General features: G+C 55.8%; 17 protein-coding genes and 4 pseudogenes. 8 read left to right on the top strand and 13 right to left on the bottom strand.

Going from position 1 to position 16,732, the window contains the following annotated elements:
• Positions 1-198 precede the first annotated feature (198 nt).
• A pseudogene (locus B0G81_RS11300) lies at positions 199-658 on the top strand (transposase); the annotation flags it as partial.
• Between the two features lie 715 nt (positions 659-1,373).
• On the opposite strand, the pseudogene B0G81_RS11305 reads toward B0G81_RS11300, so the two are convergent.
• Positions 1,374-2,179 (bottom strand): annotated as a pseudogene (locus tag B0G81_RS11305) (IS5 family transposase).
• Positions 2,180-2,453: 274 nt separating this feature from the next.
• On the opposite strand from B0G81_RS11305, the gene B0G81_RS11310 reads away from it, so the two are divergent.
• Positions 2,454-2,879 carry a nuclear transport factor 2 family protein gene (locus B0G81_RS11310; protein WP_134135381.1) on the top strand — a complete coding sequence of 142 codons (426 nt, stop codon included), beginning with the start codon at positions 2,454-2,456 and terminating at the stop codon, positions 2,877-2,879.
• A 21-nt stretch (positions 2,880-2,900) separates the two neighbouring features.
• Here the strand turns inward: B0G81_RS11310 and B0G81_RS11315 are convergent, their stop codons facing one another.
• The 4 genes from B0G81_RS11315 to B0G81_RS11330 form a co-directional block, all read right to left on the bottom strand.
• Positions 2,901-4,181 (bottom strand): MFS transporter, encoded by a 1,281-nt coding sequence (locus B0G81_RS11315; protein ID WP_134143077.1) that lies wholly within the window; start codon positions 4,179-4,181, stop codon positions 2,901-2,903.
• A gap of 76 nt (positions 4,182-4,257) precedes the next feature.
• Positions 4,258-5,220, bottom strand: a complete 963-nt coding sequence (locus B0G81_RS11320) for an NADP-dependent oxidoreductase (protein ID WP_243856427.1) — start codon at positions 5,218-5,220, stop codon at positions 4,258-4,260.
• A gap of 261 nt (positions 5,221-5,481) precedes the next feature.
• Complete coding sequence (locus B0G81_RS11325; RefSeq protein ID WP_166678965.1) at positions 5,482-6,354, bottom strand: hypothetical protein; 873 nt, start codon at positions 6,352-6,354, stop codon at positions 5,482-5,484.
• A gap of 351 nt (positions 6,355-6,705) precedes the next feature.
• Positions 6,706-7,308 (bottom strand): heme-binding protein, encoded by a 603-nt coding sequence (locus B0G81_RS11330; protein ID WP_166678966.1) that lies wholly within the window; start codon positions 7,306-7,308, stop codon positions 6,706-6,708.
• A 331-nt stretch (positions 7,309-7,639) separates the two neighbouring features.
• Between B0G81_RS11330 and B0G81_RS11335 the strand changes: the two genes are divergently transcribed.
• From B0G81_RS11335 to B0G81_RS45575, 4 genes are all read left to right on the top strand, one after another.
• Positions 7,640-8,197: a methylated-DNA--[protein]-cysteine S-methyltransferase gene (locus tag B0G81_RS11335; protein WP_134135388.1), complete on the top strand. Its 558-nt coding sequence runs from the start codon at positions 7,640-7,642 to the stop codon at positions 8,195-8,197.
• 144 nt (positions 8,198-8,341) lie between these two features.
• Positions 8,342-8,740 carry a thioredoxin family protein gene (locus B0G81_RS11340; protein WP_134135390.1) on the top strand — a complete coding sequence of 133 codons (399 nt, stop codon included), beginning with the start codon at positions 8,342-8,344 and terminating at the stop codon, positions 8,738-8,740.
• Between the two features lie 57 nt (positions 8,741-8,797).
• Complete coding sequence (locus tag B0G81_RS11345; RefSeq protein WP_134135392.1) at positions 8,798-9,982, top strand: thiolase family protein; 1,185 nt, start codon at positions 8,798-8,800, stop codon at positions 9,980-9,982.
• A gap of 211 nt (positions 9,983-10,193) precedes the next feature.
• A complete protein-coding gene (locus B0G81_RS45575; protein WP_347877452.1) occupies positions 10,194-10,337 on the top strand; it encodes a helix-turn-helix domain-containing protein in 144 nt (47 codons plus the stop codon).
• A 609-nt stretch (positions 10,338-10,946) separates the two neighbouring features.
• On the opposite strand, the pseudogene B0G81_RS11355 reads toward B0G81_RS45575, so the two are convergent.
• The 6 genes and pseudogenes from B0G81_RS11355 to yghU form a co-directional block, all read right to left on the bottom strand.
• Positions 10,947-11,252, bottom strand: a pseudogene (locus B0G81_RS11355) (helix-turn-helix domain-containing protein).
• 189 nt (positions 11,253-11,441) lie between these two features.
• A complete protein-coding gene (trxA, locus tag B0G81_RS11360; RefSeq protein ID WP_134135394.1) occupies positions 11,442-11,768 on the bottom strand; it encodes a thioredoxin TrxA in 327 nt (108 codons plus the stop codon).
• A gap of 177 nt (positions 11,769-11,945) precedes the next feature.
• Entirely contained in the window at positions 11,946-12,452 is a 507-nt protein-coding gene (locus tag B0G81_RS11365) for a DUF1993 domain-containing protein (protein ID WP_134135396.1), read from the bottom strand.
• Between the two features lie 91 nt (positions 12,453-12,543).
• Entirely contained in the window at positions 12,544-12,807 is a 264-nt protein-coding gene (gene grxC, locus B0G81_RS11370; protein WP_134135398.1) for a glutaredoxin 3, read from the bottom strand.
• A 153-nt stretch (positions 12,808-12,960) separates the two neighbouring features.
• Entirely contained in the window at positions 12,961-13,272 is a 312-nt protein-coding gene (locus B0G81_RS11375) for a hypothetical protein (RefSeq protein ID WP_134135400.1), read from the bottom strand.
• A gap of 266 nt (positions 13,273-13,538) precedes the next feature.
• Positions 13,539-14,412 (bottom strand): annotated as a pseudogene (gene yghU / locus B0G81_RS11380) (glutathione-dependent disulfide-bond oxidoreductase).
• Positions 14,413-15,032: 620 nt separating this feature from the next.
• Between yghU and B0G81_RS11385 the strand changes: the two are divergent.
• Complete coding sequence (locus tag B0G81_RS11385; protein WP_134135402.1) at positions 15,033-15,641, top strand: TetR/AcrR family transcriptional regulator; 609 nt, start codon at positions 15,033-15,035, stop codon at positions 15,639-15,641.
• Positions 15,642-15,656: 15 nt separating this feature from the next.
• On the opposite strand, the gene B0G81_RS45580 is transcribed toward B0G81_RS11385, so the two are convergent.
• Complete coding sequence (locus B0G81_RS45580; RefSeq protein WP_347877471.1) at positions 15,657-15,764, bottom strand: hypothetical protein; 108 nt, start codon at positions 15,762-15,764, stop codon at positions 15,657-15,659.
• A 38-nt stretch (positions 15,765-15,802) separates the two neighbouring features.
• Positions 15,803-16,396, bottom strand: coding sequence for a hypothetical protein (locus B0G81_RS11390; RefSeq protein WP_243856428.1), 594 nt, complete (start codon positions 16,394-16,396; stop codon positions 15,803-15,805).
• A 72-nt stretch (positions 16,397-16,468) separates the two neighbouring features.
• Between B0G81_RS11390 and B0G81_RS11395 the strand changes: the two genes are divergently transcribed.
• The gene (locus tag B0G81_RS11395; RefSeq protein WP_134135404.1) at positions 16,469-16,663 is read left to right on the top strand and encodes a hypothetical protein; all 195 of its coding nucleotides are present in this window, start codon (positions 16,469-16,471) and stop codon (positions 16,661-16,663) included.
• The last annotated feature ends 69 nt before the right edge of the window (positions 16,664-16,732 follow it).

Genomic DNA, 16,732 nt, shown 5'->3' on the forward strand with positions numbered 1-16,732 from the left:
ATCGGCATACTGTCCAGTCGTGAATGATCGTCAGGTTCTGCAAGTCTTCCCATCGGTGAACCGGAACTCGCCGGCTGTGTCGACGGGCTTTGCATCCCTCGCCTCAATTCGCAATATCGTCCAGCTTGGCGACTTGGGCTCAGGCAAGACCCATCTCTTCAAATCTGCTACGCAAGCCGTCGGTGATCGTTACCTGACCGCCAGACGCAAAAAGGCGGCAGTTGGTACTTCGGCATGAAGGCACGTATCGCGGTCGATGTGGAGTCGGGGCTGGTGCACACCGTGAAGTGCACGCCGGCGAACGTTCATGACATCACGGTGGCGCATGAACTCTTGCATGGCAAAGAGCAGGTTGCGTTTGCCGATACCGGCTATGTGGGCATCGAGAAGCGAGGCGAAACGGGTGCGGTCCAGCGATACGCCGCGATGAGACCGAGCAAGCGAAACAAGCTGGACAAGAGAAAGCGGCTGGACAGGATCTACAACAAGATCGAGCGGCTCAAGGCGGGCGTGAGAGCGAAGGCGGAGCACCCGTTTCGCGTACTGAAATGCCAGTTTGGATGTGAAGGCGCGATATCGGAGGCTGGCAAAGAACACGACGCACATCGCAACGCAGTTCGCCCCGGCCGACCTGTGGATGGCGCGCAAGATGCTGTGAAGCGGCGCGATAAAGGAAGAAAGTGCGCCGCATGAGCATAGCGCCGGCCAGCAAAGATGCGACTGGTAGTGATTCAGCAACGTGCGGATGACGACGCGATCTTCACCTCAGGTGTTCGGTTAGAAGTCCAACGCAAAAAGCGGATTATTCAGACCTCCCCTTCCAGCTCTGTCGTCACAGAGAAGTGTCCTCGGAGGATTGCGTTGTCACCCGTCGCGGTGGTTGCCGTATGCGTCGGGTCGATCCGTCGACAGCGAGTCCGTCCTCTGGCGATGCTGTCGACAGAGGCTGCTTGGATTTGTATGGTGCCGTCTGACTGGCCCTAAGACAGACTATCGTTTGTCAACTCACGCATCCTACTCGGGTCGCCCGCCATCATTGCTGCCGTTAGATGATACATCGCCTCATTAACGGCATATTCATCGACGATACTCGCCCACCTCGTGGCCGCACTTCGAAAAGGACTGAAAACATCGCGTCCTCCTGCGCACATATTGTGCGACTTCGGTAGAAGCCAAACTGGTCGGAGCCCTATCTGATTCGCGGGGTTCCTGTGTCATGGAAGATGATAGTCGCAATCCAAGAACATTGCTATGGGATGTCCGTCGTTCGAATGATGCCGAAAAATGCGCGGCGCCAACCTAAAAGATTCCGGCGTCTCGCATGAGCAGGTGCGCTGGTGCGAACTGGAATTTCATCCAGCTTCTAGAGGGTGTTAGGCACTTTTGTTAAGGGCTGCAAAGTGGACAAGCATAAGCACGGAGAATACGACGAAGTGCAAACCAGCCAAGGTTTCGGGCAATCGCTCGTAGTCTCTGGCCAGCCGGCGGAAGCGGTTGAGCCAGCCGAAGCTGCGCTCGACCACCCAGCGGCGCGGCAACAGCACGAAGCCCTTTTTCGCCTCCGACAGCTTGATTACCTGAAGCTCGATTCCTTCGTCGAGTGCTGCCTGCGCAGGCTCTTCGCCGGTATATCCCTGATCGGCGAACGCCACCTTGACCGTCTGGCCCGTGGCCTGCTGAACCTGACGCGCCAGTTCTCCGACCTGCGCACGTTCCTGTTCGTTGGCCGGCGTAACATGCACAGCAAGCAATTGCCCCAACGTATCAACCGCCATGTGGACCTTGCTGCCACGTTTGCGTTTGTAGCCGTCGTAACCGGCGCGAGGTCCACTCTCGCAGGTCGACTGCAGGGTCCGCCCATCGAGAATGACCGCGCTGGGTTGACCACGACGCTCCTGGGCGATCCGGATGATCGAACGCAGGTCATTCACCATGGCCTCGAAACAGCCGGCCTGAATCCAGCGTTGCGTCTGCTGGTAGACCAGTTCCCACGGTGGAAAGTCATTGGGCAACAAACGCCAGGTGCGCCCGCGCGTACGATCCAGCGAAGCGCGTTGAACATCTCACCCAGTTCGTAGCGGCGCTGCGGTGCGTCCTTGTTCATCAAGGTCAGGTACGGAGCGGCGAAGTACCACTCTTCATCCGATACATCCGTTGGGTAAGGCCTGCGTTTTTTCATCCCACCAGGATACGAGGTCCGACAAAAAGTGCCTAACACCCTCTAGCCAGTTCGTCCAGGCTCTGGCCAGCTCTCGCACGACGATTTTTTCCGTACACTCGCTCACGTCGGCGCCACAACTTTTTGCGCAGCGCATACAACAGACCGTGCTTGATATCTCGTAGTGCACATCTATAATCCAGCTTGTGTTGCGACACGATTACCTTCGATCTGAGACCGCCGATAATCCGCGTGTTTATCCTCGTGGCCGGGTGCAGTGCCGTAGCTGGACATCATGAAAAAACTGATCCTCGTCGTTGCTGCGATGGTTTCCCTTTGTAGTTTGTCGGCGCAAGCTTCCGGCGACTACGAAGTGAACGATGCTGTTCATCATCTAAACACAGCGATGATCAACGGGGACGCGCAGGCGCTGGAAGATTTGACTCTAGCTACGCTGACTTATGGGCATCCAGACGGAAGCGTACAAAACCAGGAGACCTTCGTTGGCAACATAACGAGCGGACACGTTGTCTACAAACGGATTGACCTGATACACGCAGTGACAACTGTAAGCGGCCAGAGCGCGGTTGTTCGTGAACACTTTTCCGCTACCGAGCGACTTAACGGACGCTTCGTCGAGGTTGATCTCGACGAACTGATGGTGTGGCAGAAGCGCGATGGCAAGGGGCGGCTGGTTGCGCGACAAGGGTACAACTATTGACGGTCGGTCCAGCCATTCTGGTTATGCGAGATCGTTATTCTGCACTGGCACCCTGGCACGGGAAGCGCACACAAGAATGCATGCCGCGACGAGGCTAGCCATCGCGCTTGCGACGATAGACAGGCTGTAGCTGTGCCGCATATCAAAGGCGAAACCCGCAAGGCTTGGCCCGACCAGAGTGCCGAATGCAACGCTGGTGTAGAGGATACCTATGAGCCCGCCGACATTCTTGCCACCAAAATCGTCCATAACTAACGCAGGAAGAAGAGCAACGAATCCGCCATAAAAGATGCCGAAAACAGAAGCGAACACTGCAAGCATGATAAAGCCGGTGGAGGCAAACCAGATGATCATGGATAGCGCAATTCCCACGAACATCGCCAACACCGCTATCACGCGTTCCATCCGGTCGGCGAGTCCTCCCAGCACGAAGCGGCCTGCGGTGCTGCCAATCCCTATCATGCCGAGCAGCAGTACCGCATTCGCGGGCGTGATCCCGTGGTCCTGTGCGTAGGGTACGAGGTGAACGAACGGGATGAATAATCCAAAAGAGCCGATCAGGCAGGCAGCATACAGACAGATGAACCGCCGGGACGTGACCGCTACCTTGATAGACACGCCCTGTGCCTGTGGGAGCTTTGCTGAATCCATGACGGCATCGCCATCAGGCGATTGGCCTTTTTCATACGGGTCGTTCGCAATCAGTAAGGCAAACCCACATCCCACGCTCGCAGCAAGCAGTCCCAGCACAAGATACGCGTGCCGCCAACCTGTAGCCGCCACAAGGAATGAAGCCAGCGGTGGCATGACAAGCGTACCGATGCCGATCCCACTGACTGCGAGGCCAGACGCAAGTCCTCTGCGCCGTATGAACCATCGCTGGACCGCACCCAGTACGGGAACGTAAGACAGTCCCACGCCCAGGCCGATACCTAGACCATACGAGAAATAAACCCCGGTCAGGCTCGACGCGAAGCCTGCCGCGATTAATCCTGCTCCCGTCACCAGCATCCCGAGTACGGCAAGCCGCCTGGCGCCCCACCGGTCAGCGAGCGGGCCACTGAATGCACCCAATGCAAAGTAAAGAAATCCGGCAAGTGAAAACACGATGGACACAGAGCCGCGCGACGCCCGAAAATCATGCTCCAGTGAGCCCACGAAAGCCCCAAACGTATAGGCGCTTCCGAATCCGATGAGGGTGACGACGAAGGCGGCAAGAACAACGTACCATCCGTAGAACGACCGTCGATGCTTCCTCGTTTCTGCCACATCCGTCAGGCTACGAGATTGGGACGAGATCATTTTCGGTAAATAGTCACGCACTCAAGTGGGACACGCGCCCCTCTGCCCGCTTAAACAAGGCCTCGAAAGCCCACCATCAATTGACCTTCAAGACGGTTTTGCCCACAGCATGACCTTCCGGGATTCTCTTCAGCGCTTCCACTGCCCGTTCGAGAGGGAGGATTGAAGACACTTCGATTTTGAGGGCTCCGCGCTCAATCAGCTCCGCCAGTCCTTCGAGAGCGACATAATCTGGCTCGGCAACGAACCAGGTCCCTTTGACTCCCAAATTCGATGCCTCGGTCCGGATCACAGCAGTATCAGGAAGTTTGCGGGCACTGATCAGCAGCCCACCCTTGCGTAAAGCCCTGAGCATCTGCAGCGTCGTGTCGCCCCCAGCGAGCTCGATGACCACATCGGCATCGTTGACTTCATCGGTGACGGACGTCGTCGTGTAATCGATCACGCGATCCGCCCCCAGCGTTTGAACGAAGGCGTGTTTCTCTTTTCTCGCGACCGCAATGACGAACGCTCCCCGAGCCTTCGCGATCTGCACGGCAAAATGACCGACGCCACCCGCCGCGCCGTTGATCAAAACCTTTGTGCCCGCTCCAACCTTTGCGACGTCAACGAGCATTTGCCAGGCAGTGAGGCCTGCCAGCGCCACTGCAGCGCCCTGCTCAAAGCTAATCGTCGCGGGTTTCAGCGCCAGTTGGCGTGCAGGTGCCGTTACGTATTCGGCATAACCGCCGGCAGCGCGCGGGAAATGGGGAAATCCGAAAACTTCATCTCCCACCTTGAACCGGTTCGTCCCAAAACCGACCTCCTCTACAATCCCGGCGATGTCCCAGCCCGGAATATGCGGGAGCTTCAACGCATTCATGTATCCCCTGCCGACAGCCGTATGGTAGTCGATAGGATTCACACCGACCGCCTTAACCCGAACCAATACCTCGGTCGGTAGCAGTTCGGGTTGAGGCACATCGAGCACCCGTACACTGTCGAGCGTTCCCCATTCGCCTTGTTGCACGGCGCGCATAGTCAGCCTTGAAGTAGTCACGGCATCCCTCCAATTTTGAAAGCAATGAGAGCATGGACCTTTTCCGCAGTCAGGATCTGGCGCAACGACTACTTTGTTACGCGTCGCGGTGGGTGCACGCTGCCATCGTTCAGATTGGGACCGGGTCACCGCTATAGAGTTCCGGTTGGTTATGATTTTCTTGATCCGCGCAAGCTCAATTGATGAATTTGGATGTTGAATATTATCTTCAGTATGGACAGTGCTAGCGACGGTGCGCGGCGCGGCTTCCGGGCCAAGCAGCTACAGCTGACCTTCGATACAGTTCGCGACCGCCTTCGTCGCGTCAGCAACGTTCTGCACCCAGTCCTTGGTGAAAATTTCCAGCTTCGTGCCTTCAAGATCGTAGCCGTTTCTGTGGACACAATCATGTCTGTATTCAACAGCCTTGAACAATTCTGCCCGAACGGTGCGTGACGGCCAGATATTGATGTCGAGCACGTTCTGATACAGTGAACTCACCTGATCCAGGCGGTGATATAGCAGGCTCTTCAGATAGCTTTTGACTTCGCGGCGGACGATGTCAGGCTCGTCGAGCATGTCTGCAAGTCCGAAGCTTCGCGTCATTAGCGCCCGGTCGGCACGCACCAGACGTCCAATCGCCTTCATGTCTGCCATTACCTGTTTAACGAGCGTGTCACCCAAGTACGCCTCCAAAGCCCCAAACTGTTGGACAAAGACCATCCGATTAATCAGACTGGCACCGACCGCTCCTCCATGGTTTGCAAGTATCTCCCCTACGTGATGGTACGAATCGAGAAAGATCTGGTGCGGATTTGCCGGAGCCTCTGTGTGCGCCCACCAATCCGTATCGAATGACATCAAGTATCCGGCGGCCCCGGCCTGAACGCGTGTCTCGGGAAAATCATCAAGGGCGACCGTTGCATCGACGCCGCTGTAGGCAGCTGTCGCGTTGAATGTACGATAGCAATGATTACATTGAGGCTCGACGTCCGTTGCTCCAGACAAGTGCGAAAGCTGTGTAGCGCCATCCCATCGCGGCTCAGGCAAGCGCACGGTGTTCTGTGAAAGCTCACCGCAGGCGGGGCATTTAAATCCGACTTCAACAACAAATGGCTGCATGTTCCTCTCGCAAGACATCTTGGTCGTGGCCATCGTCATCGCTTCCGCTCTGCGGGCAGCGCCACCAACCCGCTCCCCGGGGAAGCTGCGGAAGCCGCTCTGCGCGACTGCCCACATGCGACACTGACAGCCACCAACATGCACACTGGCTACGGTGTTGCAGTTGAGGGCGAACGTTGAGGGCGCTCGTGCGACCCATCATACATATCGCAGCTGGCGTTTTCGGCGCCTCCCATACCGCCGTGCGAAGAGCGGATGCAGAATGAACAGGTCGCGGCAGCGTACTACATTTCTGCAAAACGGCGAATATTTCCTCTCGATCCTGCGCTTTTCATGTTTAGCGTCGGCATGGTCACCATTGCGCGCTACCGGTGCGCATCTGGCTCAGTGAGGCAAGCCGGCCTGAATTTTGGCTACGCCAGCCTTCGCGCAAGCTTCATCCTTGTCGCCGCCAGGTGACCCGCCGACGCCGATGCCTGCGACGATTTCGTCGTGTACCTTGATCGCCGCGCCCCCAGGCAACGCGAGTATGTCCGGGGTGGCTGCCAGCCCTTGCGCAGCCAACGGGGGATATTTCGCGAGCGTGTCGAGAAATTGGCTCGTAACATCGAGATGGAAGATGGGGCCCATGGTCACGATCGTGTACGCCTTCCTGTAAGCCGTGTCCTTCGTGTGAATCGTCGCATGGTCGCCCCGCAACACGACCTGGGGGGTTCCAGCGACGTCCACCACGGTCGCCGTGACGTCATAGCCCTTTGCGGCACATGTCTGGACTGCTTCGAGCGCGCCCTGGAGCGCCAGGTTCATGGGTAGAACGTAGCCGCTGGTTGAAACTTGCGCGCCTGCCGAGAACGCAGCGGCCATCGAACTTGCAGCAAAGACCCGTGCAAACAGCTTCTGCTTCGTTTTTGACATATTTTCACCTATAGGCGTGATTACGCGGACGAAATCAGGTCGGATTGGAATTCTCGGATAAAGAACCAACATTTGCTGCTTGCCCTGCCTCGTTGACGATGGATTCGCGCGTACCGGTGAAGGGACCAACCCGATGCCGGGGTATTTGCAAGCTATACATGATAGAGACGTACAAGATAGTGATCGAAATCCAAATGCCGAATCCATGACCGTCTGCTACTATGCAAACAGTTCCGTTAGCAACCGTATGGTTGCCAGAAGATCGATGCACAGAATACTGCCCGCATGAATTTTGCGCAGAAATCTCGCTATTAGGAAGTGTAAATCGTCACTCTTCGCTTGCAGCGCCTCACGCGTTTGACACGTTAGCCAGTCGACGAGCCCGAACCTGGAATTGACGCACATGTACCAGCTTTACAAGCGAGTCGCCTCGCCTGTCGGCATCCTTACGCTCGTGGCGAAAGGTCCAGCACTGACCGCGATATTGTGGGAAAACGAGCGACCGGGAAGAGTTCGTCTCGGTCTTATGCGCGAGGCAAAAGACGACCCCATCCTTACGAACGCAGAGCGTCAGCTGACGGAGTATTTCGCGGGAACGCGTGAGCGATTCGACCTGGCGCTGGACTTCTCGGGCACGGAGTTTCAAAAAAAGGTGTGGAGTGCCCTACTCAGTATCCCGTATGGCGAGACTCGTACCTACGGCGATATCGCCAAACAGATTGGCCAACCCACCGCTGTCCGGGCGGTAGGCGCGGCAAACGGTCGTAATCCTGTCTCCATCATTGCACCGTGTCATCGTGTCATCGGATCCTCTGGGCAATTGACTGGCTTCGCTGGTGGCCTCTCAGCGAAAGAAGCCCTTTTGACTTTGGAGGGTGCTAACTGGGGCTCTCGGTCAAGCGGAAGGCTTGTCCTCGTTTCGGGACATGATCGCATCGGACTACCGCCAGATGCCGACTAGCTTCATTTTTTTGAACAACGAACCCGTGACGGGTGCATTTGACAGGGCGCTGCACCTCAAGAATCGCCGAGTGACGAATCTCTGCCGCGCTGTAAGTCAAATAACGCGTTTGAAGTTTTTCCGAAACGATCTTTTGAAAACGTCATGCCTGCATTGAATCCTGTCACCGATTCGGAAAAAATCGCCGAGCGCCTCCGGACAACCAATACCGTATTTGTCGCCTGCCTCTGCGCCGATTGGTGTGGAATCTGTCGCGAATATCGAGACGGATTCGACAGGCTGGCGGATGCACACCCTAACATGTGCTTCGTGTGGGTCGACGGTGAAGACCATGCTGACCTCTTCGACGAACTCGACGTGGAAAATTTCCCGACGATTCTGATTCAGGACTCGGACGCGACACGATTCTTTGGCACAGTCCTTCCGCAGGCATCGATCGTCGAGCGCATGCTGGCCGAGATAGCTACGCTGCCCAATGCGGCCAATGCTCCGCTTCTGCGCCGGGCCCTTTCAACACCTCAGTCAACAGGGATACGAGCGTGAGCAGACCCGTATTAAAACGCCTGAACGATGCAAAGTACTTCAATCAGAGGAGTTGCGATGAATGCACGTGAAATAGTGATTGCGTACCCCGTCAGAACGCCAATCGGCGCTTTTGGCGGGTCCTTAAAGGACGTGCCTGCGACGGAGCTTGGGTCGGTCGTGATACGTGAGACTTTTCGGCGGAGCGGGCTGGACATCAAAGACTTGTCCTCGGTGGTGATGGGCAACGTGATTCAGGCAGGCAACAAGATGAATCCGGCGCGTCAGGCCGCGATGGGGGGCGGCGTACCCATATCCGTGCCAGCGTTGACGGTGAATCGCGTATGTGGATCCGGCGCGCAAGCGGTTGTGTCTGCGGCACAGGAGATTGCGCTCGGCTTCGGAAACGTAGCCATTGCGGGGGGGATGGAGAATATGGACCGGGCGCCGTATCTGCTGGAAAGCGGCCGCTGGGGCAGCCGCATGGGCGACGTGCAAATACACGACAGTATGTTGCGCGATGGGCTCGTTGATGCTTTCTCTGACGAACACTCAGGCTGGCACACAGAAGACGTTGCGATGACAGCAGAACTGACGCGCGCAGTTCAAGACGGATGGGCGGCACGCTCTCAACAGCGGTTTGCTGCCGCGCAGGAACGCGGCGTATTCGCCGAGGAACTGGTCTTTGTTGAGGTCAAAGGGCGCAAGGGAACGACGGAATTCGCGCGGGATGAACAACCTCGTCCTGACACGACCGTCGAAACGCTTGCGAAATTGCGTCCCGCTTTTCGCCCTGGCGGCACGATCACTGCTGGCAACGCGCCCGGCCTTAATACCGGCGCTGCGGCAATGATCGTGGCGGCGCGTGACTATGCGGACGCACACGGAATCGAAGCTTCCGCGCGCCTTGTTTCGTTTGGCGTCGCGGCCGTCGAGCCGGGTATGTTCGGCCTCGGTCCCGTACCCGCCGTTCCGATTGCACTTGAGCGCGCCGGTTGGAAGTTGAGTGATGTCGAGCGCATCGAGATCAATGAAGCGTTTGCTGCCGTGCCGCTTGCAGTTTCGCAAAAGCTGGGGATACCGCACGACATTATCAATGTCGAAGGCGGCGCGATTGCGCATGGCCATCCTATTGGCGCAACGGGCGCGATACTTACTACTAGGCTCATTCATTCGATGCGTCGCGACGGGCTGAAGCGTGGAATCGTGACGCTGTGTATCGGTGGTGGACAAGGGATTGCGTTGGCGCTCGAGATGATCTGACGCACAACCACTCTTTGATGCCTCAGAATCGCCTTGGGGAACAGATTTTTGCGTGGGCGAGCGCGGGAAGTCTACGCCCGCCTTCAGCCTCCCCTTGCAAACATTCAAATAGCAGCGTCAAGGCGGAATGCGTCTAACGGGTCGACAGTAGCCGACGAGAGCAGAAAATGGGGGGGGCAGACAGCAGGCGGCTGAAAACAGGCGCGCGATCGTGGCGGCGGCCGAGAAGCTGTTTCGCGAGCGTGGAATTGATGCAGTCGGGCTGGCAGAACTGATGAAGGCAGCGGGCTTCACTCACGGCGGCTTCTATAACCACTTCAAATCAAAAGACGCGCTGATCGTCGCAGTAATGTAAAAGGCGATGGAAGACGGAATACAAGGCTTCGCCGCCCTTTTTGAAAGCACAAGGTCGACCGACGTCAATCCCGTCAAGCAAGTTATTAAATGGTATCTCTCCGGAACATCGCGCGAAAATCAATGCCGGTTGTACTTGGTCGGCTTTCGTCGGCGACGCACGCCGGTTGGGAGACATTGCCCACCGCTCATATTCCGAGGGCCTCGCAGCGAACCTGGGACGATTCGCCAAGATCATTGCAGAGACCGAGAGCACTAGCGAAGGCAGCCACCAGAAGGCGATAATTCTCCTCAGTCAGATGCTCGGTACGTTGCTGCTTTCGCGTGCGGTCGCAGACGTTGACCCGATACTTTCGGATGAGATTCTCAACGAAGGGCGTCAATACCTTCTCAGATGATGCGTAACACAGCGATGGTGTTCGGATGCTTGCGCCAACCTCGCGCGCGTGATCGCAAAGTCTAATGCTCGCGTCCGGCCTCCAGTCTGGTGATGGTTGATGAGTTCGCTGGACGGCTGTGCCTGAGACACAAGTCAAAGATGATTTGACGCTTTCATCCGAGCTTCGAGCGTAGGCGACATCCTTGTGCTTGCGAGGACACTTTGCCTTCTTCAAATCTGCGCATGTGCGATCTGGAGAAAGGTCCGGATGACCGCCTCGTTGCGTTTGAAGAACACGCATTGACTGATGCGTCTGGATGTTATCAGTTCGGCGTGCAGCAACGTCTAGAGGTGTTCCGACACTGTCGACTGGGCGAGACCGCAGCGTCTATCAATGCTTTTCGTGCAAGCACCAAAATCCAACGGTAATTCTTGGTCTTGAAAGTTGCTTCGCGGCGCACGCAGCCAGCTTAGAATGTCCCGGCGAACGGGATTCGCAAGTGCCTTGGGGATCGCATCGATGTTGATTTCATTCATGATATGAAACTCAACCCGACCACTGAACAACCGATCATGACGTAGAAGTGCGCCGGTTTTCGTGGCGTCGGCATGTCAATCGCTTGAGAGTGGCCGTAGCCCGCACTTCGGGACGCGTTTCGAGCAAAATAACCCCAGATATCATTGCGTCGCGCGGCAGCCATAGCGTAACGCCTGGGGTTCACAACATCACAGATTGGCGTCAAGGAATGCCGCAAGCTGCGACTTGGAAAGTGCGCCGACCTTTTGAGCAACGGCGGTACCGTTCTTGAAGAGAATCAGCGTGGGGATTCCGCGTACACCAAACTTGACCGGCGTCATTTGATGTTCGTCCACGTCGATCTTGGCGACCTGCAGTCGATCACCGTAATCCTTCGCGACTTCGTCGAGGACTGGCGCGGTCATTTTACACGGACCACACCACTCTGCCCAAAAATCAAGCAGGACGGGCTTATCCGATTTGATGACATCTTGTTCGAAAGATGCGTCGCTGACATGCTTGATTGATTCGTTCATTATCTGAATACCTCTATCAATTTGAGACTAGCGTCTGAGTGCTCTCCCACCCCAAGGAAGGTGGAAAATCTTTACTGGTCATGATTTCACTCTCATTGCAATAGCGGCCAACTTGTCTTCGTTTAATTATTGGATTTCACTGATCGCTTGACGATCAGCTCTCCAGCGCCAGTGCAATCAGGTATCAACGAAATCGATTGCACCTAGAAAATCCATTTTGCCAACGCCAACGCCGTTCTGACGCAGTATGGCGTAAGCCATCGCGACATGAAAGTAGACGTTTGGAACTGTCATTTGCAAAAGATAAACCGGTCCCTCCAAGGCCTTACCTGGAGCCCAAGACAGTTTCACTTTCTGCTCATTTGCGTTCGCATACTGTTCTGCCGTCACGCTCTGCGCGAACTCCACTGTTTTTCTGATGCGCACACGCACTTCATCGATTGTTCGCTCGTTGTCCTCATGCTTTGGCGGCTTCTGCGCCGACAACCAGGCGGCTCCCGCTTTCACGTAGTCGCAAGCACTCTGAACTTGGTAGGTGAACGACATCATGTCAGGAGCCAATCGGCCCGACATCAGGACGTTAACGTCAAAATTCTTCTCCTGAGCATAACGCTCTGCCTTGTCGAGAAAGATCTCAACCGCCTTCAATGCATGCACGCATTGCGAAATAGCCTGGTAATACATAGGATTCCCTCATCTAGGGTACTTTACGTGTGGCGCTGCCTCTACACGCTCCGATCGGCTCGGTGCGGCTCGATCTGTTATCACTCGACAACTAAGCGATGTTGTCAAGAAGCGGCAACAACCCGCCGTCGCGATCGAGTGCGACAAGATCATCGAAGCCCCCCACGTGCGTTTCACCGATGTAGATCTGCGGAACTGTCCGACGGCCCGTGCGGGTCATCATCTGTTCTCGTTTTCCAGCGTTCGTATCGATCATGATTTTTTCAATCTGTTCGACACCGCGCGTCCGCAAAAGACGTTCAGCCATATCGCAGTAAGGGCAAATTTGCCGACTGTACATCATCACCTTGCTCATGTTTCCGCTCCTTCATTATCCGTGTATCGATTTAGCACGCATATCCCCCGCTTACTCTAGTTGTGGCGGAATATGTTAGCCTCCGGCCGCCAGCCTCGTCGTGCACCCGCGTTCCGGATGCACTCAAACTGTACTCCGTCAGGGTGTGGCCAATCAGCGCCGAATTATCATTATTGGCGGGGAATACGTGCTCACCGTCATCTCGCGGCCTTCGCTGGTCTGAGTCGATCCCGTTGCATTTGCGCTATGCGCCGCATTCGGCTTTGACGAGGCGTATCGCACATCAGTCATGCCCTGATTCTCCGGAACACGCCTTTCGTCATTCTGATTGTAGTCTTGCTGGTTGACACGAACCGAACTTGTGCCGTCCTCAGTTTGAGTGGCCGCATGGACTGCTGGCGCCAGTGATGCGAAAGATACGACAACTACAATGGCAAGCTTGCGAATTTCCATCAACGTCTTCATGGTGTTCACCTTCGGCAGGTACTTTCCGAGATCGATTCAGGCGGCCTACAGAGCGTTCGATCTCGAATTCGCTCTGCATCTTTAGTTATCCAGAACTGCCCGACTCAAATCGTTCAAAAATCAGCAAAATTACTCTTGAATGGCGCGACTCAGTCGGGTGCCGCCCGCGCATCGAGTCTCAGCTACTTTTTGACGCCAGGCGAAGCGACTCCGTCCATAGCTCCGTCCGTGTGTCGTACAACTACGCTGCCAGGACTGCGCGCACATCATGTCGGCACCTCGTTCTGTGTCTTCGTCTGAAAATCGGATGCATCGTGGCGCTCTGGAAGCTGTTTGAAGAGATCGTCTCCCCATGTCCGATTGACCATACAACCACGCTGCACGGCTGGCCGTGCCGCAATCACTTCGGCCCAATGGATAACATTCGGGTACTCGTGCGCCGAAAGAAACTCCGCTGCCGTGTCGTACCAGCCCATTACCATGCCGCCGTACCACGGAAAAGTCGCCATGTCCGCAATACTATATTCGCGGCCCGCTATGTAATCGTGCGAAGCAAGTTGACGGTTGAGCACGTCGAGCTGGCACTTTAACTCCATCGCATATCTGTTAATCGTATATTCGATCTTGATAGTCGCGTACGAGTAAAAGTGCGTAAAGCCACCTCCGAAAAATGGCGTGCTACCTACTTGCCAGAACAGCCAGTCGAGTACAACAGTGCGACCCGAAATCTCCGTTGGGAGGAACTCGCCAAATTCCTCCGCTAGATAGAGCAGAATAGAGCCGGTCTCAAAAAATCGAAATTGGCTCAGACGTGTTCCAATCGATGAGAGCCGGTATCTTCGAATTTGGATTGATCGCTACAAAACCGCTGTCAAACTGATCGCCCTTCTTGATTTTGATTAACCATGCATCGTATTCAGCGCCAGAATTCCCAAGCTCAAGGAGTTCTTCCAGCATGATCGTGATCTTGACACCGTTGAGCGTTCCCAGCGAAAAAAGCTGCAACGGATGGCGGCCGACAGGCAGTTCCTTGTCATGCGTGGGCCCGGCTACAGGCCGGTTAGTGTCTGCAAAAGTTCCACCATTCAGCTTCGTCCAGGTCCAGACCTTTGGGGGCACATAGTCCAGTTCTTCACTCATCGATAGCTCCATTTACGCAATAACTTTTTCCTATGCCGTCAACCTGGTCCTAGGTGCCTGGCTCGAGGTCTTACAAAAAACAGCCACCGCACGACTCTCATAACCGAGATCAGAGGGCAGTCAGCCGTCTGAACCCCTCATTTACTGACATCTACACACATTCATGCCATCGCAACTTCGATGGCTGTGTAGCCAAGCCCAAGCACACTCAGGAGATCCTCGGCATTGAAGGCCTCGCTAGGCGCGTGTGCGCCGGCGCATTTGAATTTCCCTCGAAGCAGACGCTCTGCCGCCTCACAAATCAGCGGGGGGGGGCGTCATAGACGTCTTGCCCGTGCACGCTCGCGCCACGTTGTTTGTTGTCTCGCGTGACTAGCACCTCGACCACGAAACGTTGCGCTGAACGCCCCGCCTCATCAACCGCCTCAGGAGCACTTGAGCACCGTCGAACGCCTTGTCGAGTGAGGCCGCATCATCAACCGTAGCCTGGCAGGTATCCATCCTCTCGGAAGAACTCGCTACTGACCTGCCAATGTTAATGCTACATACAGGTCTGTATCACGTCAAGCCCGTTTGTGCTACAGTGTGAACATGTGTAATCCACCGGGGGCTATTGCAACATGTCAAAAAACGCGGTTGGCCGGGCCAATCAGGCCGGGATGGATGTTAAGAACAAGATACTGGAGACGGCTTCAGATCTGTTTTACAACATGGGAGTGCGTGCCGTCGGTGTCGATCTGGTTGTCGAGAAAGCAGGTGTCGCCAAGACCAGCCTCTACCGCCACTTTGGCACGAAGGACGACCTCGTCGCAGCCTTCCTGCAACGGGAAGACCGGGTATTCTGGGAGACGTGGGATCGCGTCGCGCGGCGGTACGCAGATGACCCGAAGGGGCAGCTTAGCGGCCAACTCAAGTGGATTGGAGAGCGCGCTGGGCAAGCAAGCTATCGTGGTTGCCCTCAACTTAATGTCGCTGCTGAGTTTCCCGAAATCGATCACCCTGCTCGAAAAGTCGCAACCTCCCATAAGCGCGAGTTGCGTCGGCGACTGAAGGTCATTGCGGGGCAACTCAATGTCGCCACTGCCGACATGCTTGCGGGACAACTAGCTGTACTCATAAACGGAGCATTTGTCAGCTCGCAGAGCTTCGAGCGCGGAGAGGCAGTACAACTGCTTCAACAGGCAGCAGATGCGCTCATCGCAGCCAACGTCGCCGTCCACAGTGGCTAACATACGCAAGCTTAACTAGTCGCTGCGCCAGCCGATAAGATGCGCAATGAGTTCGTTCGTGGTTCGCACGCCATACTTGCACATCAGTCGTGTTTTGTGTGCTTCGACCGTTCGATGGCTGATATCAAGGTCTCTCGCGACCTACTTGCTATTCTTGCCATTCACCAGAAATTGCGATCTGCCGCTCCCTGATGGTCAGTTCTGTAGTAATCGGCCTGATCGCTGACATGTCTCGAACGTCCATACGGCTGGGGCGAAAGGATCTTTTCGATCAATGGCCCGCCCGGAAACAGCAGACGGTCATCAACGCGTCTCATGATGCGTTCGTCTGAATAAAACCCTGTTTTCCGCATGATCATTAAAGCACGCGTCCCTACGTGAACAAACTCGTCACGTGAAGGATAGAGAAACTCCAGGGAGCGTCCTGTCAAGACATCCATCTCACACCCGAACATCCCGCAAAACTCCTGATTGTACTTATCAACCATACGTTGACGCGAAACCAGCATTCCGACAGGTGCCATATTGAATGCAAGCGCGAGGTCTCCGCTACGGTTTGCGCTTCCATTAGCGTCCGTGGACGCCTCATCGGCACATGTAACGGCCTGCTTTGCTCTCCACACCCGCTGTTTTGCGCCCGACGACGCTATATTTGGCCAACTGAAGCGCGCGGCTGGCGGCAACGCCCCACCGTCGCTTACATAACTGCGCATCGCAGCAAGGAGCTTGGGCGGCACCCGGAGTTCATGTGACATGCGCCTGTCCCGCATAAGCACCTTGAACGCACGATCTAGCGCCTCTTCCCACGGACCACCTTCAGCGAACGGATGAGCTACGAGGTTCCCGCGCCGGTCTGGCGTTCGGACGACATGCTCCATCCAACTCGCACGCGCTCCAAAGCAGAGCAGATGTACGGTATCAACGTTGGAAACGGCGCGTATTTCATCGACGAATGTCAGGACGTTCTCGATAGTCTTGTTTGGCTGGCTAGCTCCTGCAAAACGATCGACGGCCAGGAGTAACGTTTCAACGGTCTCCGGAATCAGGGATTTCTCAGATCCTGCGGGGAGTCTGCCTTCGCTCCCTGCATC

It is taken from the genome of Paraburkholderia sp. BL6665CI2N2 (genome assembly GCF_004366535.1).
GTDB lineage: Bacteria > Pseudomonadota > Gammaproteobacteria > Burkholderiales > Burkholderiaceae > Paraburkholderia.

What these genes read in the sequence shown, in the direction of transcription:
- B0G81_RS11325 (WP_166678965.1), bottom strand. Translation starts at nt 6,354, where the DNA reads ATGGCCACGACCAAGATGTCTTGCGAGAGGAACATGCAGCCATTTGTT.
- trxA (WP_134135394.1), bottom strand. Translation starts at nt 11,768, where the DNA reads ATGAACGAATCAATCAAGCATGTCAGCGACGCATCTTTCGAACAAGAT.
- B0G81_RS11315 (WP_134143077.1), bottom strand. Translation starts at nt 4,181, where the DNA reads ATGATCTCGTCCCAATCTCGTAGCCTGACGGATGTGGCAGAAACGAGG.
- B0G81_RS11345 (WP_134135392.1), top strand. Translation starts at nt 8,798, where the DNA reads ATGAATGCACGTGAAATAGTGATTGCGTACCCCGTCAGAACGCCAATC.
- B0G81_RS11340 (WP_134135390.1), top strand. Translation starts at nt 8,342, where the DNA reads ATGCCTGCATTGAATCCTGTCACCGATTCGGAAAAAATCGCCGAGCGC.
- grxC (WP_134135398.1), bottom strand. Translation starts at nt 12,807, where the DNA reads ATGAGCAAGGTGATGATGTACAGTCGGCAAATTTGCCCTTACTGCGAT.
- B0G81_RS11335 (WP_134135388.1), top strand. Translation starts at nt 7,640, where the DNA reads ATGTACCAGCTTTACAAGCGAGTCGCCTCGCCTGTCGGCATCCTTACG.
- B0G81_RS11395 (WP_134135404.1), top strand. Translation starts at nt 16,469, where the DNA reads ATGAGCTACGAGGTTCCCGCGCCGGTCTGGCGTTCGGACGACATGCTC.
- B0G81_RS11385 (WP_134135402.1), top strand. Translation starts at nt 15,033, where the DNA reads ATGTCAAAAAACGCGGTTGGCCGGGCCAATCAGGCCGGGATGGATGTT.
- B0G81_RS11330 (WP_166678966.1), bottom strand. Translation starts at nt 7,308, where the DNA reads ATGTTGGTTCTTTATCCGAGAATTCCAATCCGACCTGATTTCGTCCGC.
- B0G81_RS11375 (WP_134135400.1), bottom strand. Translation starts at nt 13,272, where the DNA reads ATGAAGACGTTGATGGAAATTCGCAAGCTTGCCATTGTAGTTGTCGTA.
- B0G81_RS11390 (WP_243856428.1), bottom strand. Translation starts at nt 16,396, where the DNA reads ATGTCACATGAACTCCGGGTGCCGCCCAAGCTCCTTGCTGCGATGCGC.
- B0G81_RS11365 (WP_134135396.1), bottom strand. Translation starts at nt 12,452, where the DNA reads ATGTATTACCAGGCTATTTCGCAATGCGTGCATGCATTGAAGGCGGTT.
- B0G81_RS11310 (WP_134135381.1), top strand. Translation starts at nt 2,454, where the DNA reads ATGAAAAAACTGATCCTCGTCGTTGCTGCGATGGTTTCCCTTTGTAGT.